7 protein-coding genes are annotated in these 5464 nt (G+C 46.0%); 3 read left to right on the top strand and 4 right to left on the bottom strand.

The features are described 5' to 3' along the window. Positions 1–621 precede the first annotated feature (621 nt). From B3X18_RS01085 to B3X18_RS01070, 4 genes are read right to left on the bottom strand one after another with little or no spacing between them, the layout of a single operon-like run. A complete protein-coding gene (locus B3X18_RS01085; RefSeq protein WP_005015585.1) occupies positions 622–1194 on the bottom strand; it encodes a hypothetical protein in 573 nt (190 codons plus the stop codon). 49 nt (positions 1195–1243) lie between these two features. After that, entirely contained in the window at positions 1244–1660 is a 417-nt protein-coding gene (locus B3X18_RS01080) for a hypothetical protein (RefSeq protein WP_005015581.1), read from the bottom strand. 49 nt (positions 1661–1709) lie between these two features. Then, entirely contained in the window at positions 1710–1859 is a 150-nt protein-coding gene (locus tag B3X18_RS01075) for a hypothetical protein (protein ID WP_005404281.1), read from the bottom strand. Positions 1860–1869: 10 nt separating this feature from the next. Next, on the bottom strand, positions 1870–2148 hold the full coding sequence (locus tag B3X18_RS01070) for a hypothetical protein (RefSeq protein ID WP_005015578.1): 279 nt from the start codon (positions 2146–2148) through the stop codon (positions 1870–1872). A 720-nt stretch (positions 2149–2868) separates the two neighbouring features. Here B3X18_RS01070 and B3X18_RS01065 point away from each other — a divergent pair. From B3X18_RS01065 to B3X18_RS01055, 3 genes are all read left to right on the top strand, one after another. Then, positions 2869–3117, top strand: coding sequence for a hypothetical protein (locus tag B3X18_RS01065; protein ID WP_005015576.1), 249 nt, complete (start codon positions 2869–2871; stop codon positions 3115–3117). A gap of 66 nt (positions 3118–3183) precedes the next feature. Continuing rightward, positions 3184–4227 carry a DUF932 domain-containing protein gene (locus B3X18_RS01060; protein ID WP_286935023.1) on the top strand — a complete coding sequence of 348 codons (1044 nt, stop codon included), beginning with the start codon at positions 3184–3186 and terminating at the stop codon, positions 4225–4227. A 152-nt stretch (positions 4228–4379) separates the two neighbouring features. Next, positions 4380–5423 (top strand): YqaJ viral recombinase family protein, encoded by a 1044-nt coding sequence (locus B3X18_RS01055; RefSeq protein WP_005015572.1) that lies wholly within the window; start codon positions 4380–4382, stop codon positions 5421–5423. Positions 5424–5464: the final 41 nt, after the last annotated feature.

Below are 5464 nucleotides of genomic sequence, written 5' to 3'. Positions count from 1 at the left end.
CCTTGCGATTCAGCACGGTAGACGCGTATGTCAAATTCTTCAGCTATAGCCTTAGCTTCTGTTTGCTCATCAGCAATCGATGCCGTATCTAAATTTTGATTGTTCAGATCTGTTTCAGATGAAGCCGGCATTTCATCATCGGCCAGTGTTTCGCTTAAATCCGTTTGCATGAATTTCTGGGTTTTCGGATCAAGCTCTGCCTGTGGCTGATCAGTTTGCTAGCCCTATCTTGTGAGGGGGTGCAAGCACTCAGCAAAGCGATCAATAAGCAGGCAGCGGACAGTAATTTTATATGAGTCATGTCATTCTTCTTGGTATGCTCTCTGTCTCAGTTCTTCTAGGGATTGAAACTTTTTGTGCTGATTCAATGCATAAGCAGAATTAGCCAAGACAGAGGAAAACGGTGTATGGACCTGGGCTAAAGCGAGCTGATTTTGCGGGGGGTATAGCCCTTAAAGCACTCGCCAGAGCGCATTTTAATCATCTAGCCATCATCTGCATTCAGCAGGAGCTAGATCTTCATTACATTGGCTGTGATAGCCATAAAGTCAGGCATTAGCTTAGTCTGTACCAACAGCTAAAGCGCAAGCCGGTAAAAAATAGGCTGGATTATATTTGAAGCTATTCTTCAACAATGGCACGGTGGGTGAGTTTGCCACGTGTCGTATACAAATAGACTTCCTTGATTTCGTCTGCAGTACAGCCCTTTAGCAGCAGGTTAAAGTTATCACCGTAGTAGGTTTGCTTAGGAAATTTAACCGTATATGGTTCTATACCAATAACTTTGCAGTTGGGGTTGTCTATTTCCACTTTATCCAGTACATCGTTAACTTCTGAGACTACTCTTAAGCGGGTGCTATCTAAGACAGTGGATGTGATGACTGTAAACCCAACATAAGTTTCGGCAGGCCTAAACTTCACTTCAAGTGCTTCACCGGGCAATAGCTTTCTTTTCATCTGTGGCGGTGGAATATCAATATTTTCAGCCCCTTCATAAATACTGTCCGGGTCATAGCGGTCATGCGCGATGGCGGCCGCTTCAGCCTCACGCTCTTTTGTCTCATCTTTTATAGCGCTGTCATCAGATGAAACGGATTCATGTTCGCTATTAGCAGCAGAAGCTGGACTTTCAGGTGTTTTGCTGCAGGCGGTGAGCAGGGTAAAAAGTGCAGCCGTGATGATCAGTTTTTTCATGGCGGTATGTCCTTTAAAACGGGAATGCGGGTAAATCCAAAGGGCCTGATTATGGCTTTGTGAACTGGGTGCGCTGCACATACTTCAGTACGCATAAGCCTTTGACATACAGCCAGCGGTCATTAGAATTCTCGGCGTGATAATCAAAAACCTGATAGGCAAAGTCATCCAGGTCTAATAACTTGTGCTGATGCAAATCCTTGCCTTCCCGGATGAGCCCATTCAGATCACCGCTATAGATGAAATAGCGCAACGGATCATCTTTGGGGATGACCTGCCACTGCTTGCTGAGTGCCACAAACGCATTGCAATTGGTATTGCCCTCACAGCGTTTCACTGCAGGTGCGGCAGAAGGATCATTGACCAGCGCCATCACCTGCGTCATGTCTGCATGACTTAAGCCCGGTAATGCCAGACTGGCTACAATCACCCCTGACTGCAAAAAATTCTTGATCTGTTTATTCATTAAAATCGTTCCAAATTATTGTTGTTGAATAAGTTTTAAGTAAATGGAATTAATTAAACATGGACACCGGCCAAACCATGGCTTTGCCCAGGTTATAGGCATAACTGCGGTCTGCGGTCGCGCTGCAACCTTTTAAATATGCTGAAAACAGCAGGGCAATTACGATATATACCCCGATCAGATAATGCTTGATTTGCATATTCGCACCCCTAGCGAGACTGGCAGGCTTGAGCTGCACGTAGCATCTGCTCGGTAAAATCCTGAGGCAGATCAAGTTGACTGACATTCTGTTGGCCCAGCTTTTCCATAAATGCAGGAGAGTAATGAGCTTCCAGCCGGTCATAGACACAGGAACAGGTGGAACGGTCTGTGCCACCCGACTGGCAGCCGGCATTAAAATCACGTTTGGATTTGCTTTCGCAGCCAGCTAACACGGCAGCCGCCAGCAGCACAATGCCCAGTAAGGGCAGACGATTAGAAAAAGACATTATAATTCTCATCATAAACAGAGGATGATCGGCGTCTGATTTAAGAAGGTATAAGAGATCAGGATGTTTTACCGGTGCGGCGTTTTATTCCAGCCGGCCAGTTCAACCAAGAGCCAGAACAGCAGCATCATCAGCAAAAAGCCAATAACAGCCGGGCCCAGCCAGATCAGTATCCCCATCATTAACATCAGGCGTGCAAGGATCTTCATTACCAAAGCAGGGCAGAAGAACCGGATTGTTTAGATAGAGAAGAAGGGATGGGAATAGAGCAAACAGCAAATAAGAAAACAGTCATGATGACTCCTTTGGGTATAAAGAAGTTTCACCGCATCACTGCTAAATAATGGTGGCGAAACGAAAAGGGGTTAGCAGACTGATACCCAAAAAGATCAGCACACCCGAAGGTGTCCCCCTCCCGTTCCGCCGCAAAGGGGGACACACAGGGTCGCCCACCAAAAAGATAGACTTTTTAGTGTGCATTGGGTAAACGGTCTGCTAAAACCGGCTGGCAATGTAGGCCAGCATGCTTATGATAATGCCAAGCTGCAAGCCGGTCAATTTCATTTCTATATCGCCGAATAATAGTAAGACTAAATAATATAAGAACAAGATTCTAAAAAATTTCAGATACATAACACCTGAATGAAGCAGCAGCTGAACATTTCTCCAGATCAGGACAAATGAGCTGCTGACCCATAAATATATTTTCAGGAGTTTCTTATGCCGTATCGAGATTTTGACCAGATGGAAGATTCAAACTTTTCACAATATGAACCGTTAAAACCGGCGCTACAGGAATGGGGTCTTCGCAATTCACCCACCACTCTGGCGGTGCTGGGCATGTCGCTGGCGAAGTCACTGGGCTATTCACCTTTTATTGGTGGGATTGCAGGAGCCATGCTGGGTGGGGTAATTCTGGTCATTGCTGACCAGACACAGGCATCTTACCGTTCGCCATTGCATAAATAGTAGACCGTTTATATTCGTACTCTTAACAGTTTAAATTTATTCATTATTTATCATCAGGATTAGATTATGGCACATCAACTTGAACAAATGGCCTATGTCGGTCAAACCCCCTGGCATGGTCTGGGCAACCAGCTCACGCAAAACCAGCCGATTGAAGTCTGGGCACAGCAGGCTGGCATGAACTGGCGCATTGAATCATCCCATGTCAGCTATATGGCTCAGAATGATCGTGGGCAAAGCATCATCATGCCCTTTGAAGAACAGCGGGTACTGTACCGCTCAGATACGCATGCCCCATTATCGGTAGTCAGTCAGCGCTATCAGGAAGTGCAACCCAAACAGATCTTGGAGTTCTACCGTGATTTAACCGAGCAGTCCGGATTTGAACTGGAAACTGCAGGGGTTCTGAAAGGCGGCAAGAAGTTCTGGGCATTGGCACGGACAGGACAAAGTGCAGCCTTAAAAGGCAAAGATGTTAGCAATGCTTATATCCTCTTGGCTACGGCGTGTGACGGTACATTGGCAACCACGGCGCAATTTACCTCAATCCGTGTGGTCTGCAATAACACCTTGGCGATTGCACTTAAAGGACAACACAGTGCTGGAGTGGTTAAAGTCCCGCACAGCACCCGATTTGATGCAGGCAAAATCAAACAGCAGTTGGGTATCTCGGTACGGCAATGGGATGAGCATATGTACGAGATGAAACAGCTCAGTCAGCGTAAAGTCACACAGACTGAAGCGGCAGCATATTTTGATGCGGTATTCAACAATACCGGCCTCAGTCCAATAGAGCAGGACGAAGGCATTATTCAGTTCTATCGTAATGTCGCTAGCCAGGCCAACCCGGTCCCTAAAGCTGATAACAGGACTGAACCGAATGGGCGCGCGATGTCAAAAGTCATGACCATGTTTAACGGGCATGGCCGCGGGGCGGAACTCAGTTCAGCCAAAGACACCGCCTATGGCTTGCTATGCGCTATTACCGAGTTCACAGACCATGAACGTCGTGCCATGAGTCAGGATCATCGTCTCGATTCAGCCTGGTTTGGTGCAGGCGCCGGACTCAAGCAGCGCGGGCTGGAACAGGCGCTGCGTATGCTTGCCTAAACTGAATAGACCTTAGTTTCATGAATTAGTCTAAGTATTACTGAACGAAGCCAAACATTTCTCTTCACCTGTGAAGCAAATCTTAGCCTTTAAAGCCGCGTCTTCGGACGCGGCTTTTTTATGCCCCAAATTTAATATTAAAGGAAATTTCTATGAACTCAGCTTTAATTAATCCAAACAATGCAATACTGAATATACATACCAACTGTCCGAAACTGTTTACCGCTAAACGCTTTGTGGAGACCAAAAATATGAGCCAAGCGGAATGGCTTGAAGTAAGACGCAAGGGCATTGGCAGTAGTGACTGTGCTGCTGCCTGTGGCCTTAATCCCTATATGTCGATGCTGGAATTGTGGATGATCAAAACAGGACGGATTCAACAAAGCATTGAAGAGGATAGTGAAGGCTATGCACCTTTATATTGGGGTAAGCGACTTGAACCGCTTGTTGCCGAGTATTACAGCATGCATACCAAATATAAAGTCCGTCGGGTCAATGCCGTATTACAGCATCCTGATCCCGACAAGTATTTCATGCTGGCTAATCTGGATTATTCCGTAGTGGGTGATGCAGATGTACAGATTCTGGAGTGCAAAACCGCAGGGGAATATGGGGCTAAACTCTGGCGAGATGGTGTGCCTTTATATGTACTTTGCCAAGTGCAACATCAATTGGCAGTGACAGGCAAAAAAGCAGCGCATATTTGTGTGCTGCTCTGTGGACATGAAACACGCATTTTTAAAGTCACGCGTTCTGAATCGGTGATACAACACATCATTAATGCGGAACGTTACTTCTGGGATTGTGTGGAAAAGGATATCCCACCTGAAGCAGATGCCAGTGAATCGGCAGCCAAAGCTTTACAGCTACTCTATCCTGAACATGTACCACTCAGTACTACCGATCTATCTGAAGACGAGCAAGCCAATCAACAATTTGAGCAAATGATCCGAGTACGCAATCAAGTTGAAAAGTATCAGGAGCAATTTGACTTCCTTAAACATCAGTTGCAAGCCAAGATGCAACAGGCTGAGCGCGCCACCTTTAAAACAGGTTCAGTGACGTGGAAGAAATCTAAAGACTCGATTGCTTTGGATACAAAGGCTTTACTCAAATCACACCCTGAATATCTCAATCAATTTCAGCAGAACAAGCAAGGCACACGGCGTTTTCAGATTTATGTTAATGGTGGATAAGTCAGATTTTTATCCATACAAGGGCGAATTCAAACATGAGG

This window comes from Acinetobacter sp. UBA6571 (assembly GCF_002434085.1).
Lineage (GTDB): Bacteria > Pseudomonadota > Gammaproteobacteria > Pseudomonadales > Moraxellaceae > Acinetobacter > Acinetobacter radioresistens.
The sequence above is the reverse complement of the archived record's forward strand: the minus strand, read 5'-3'. Positions and strand labels throughout refer to the sequence as shown.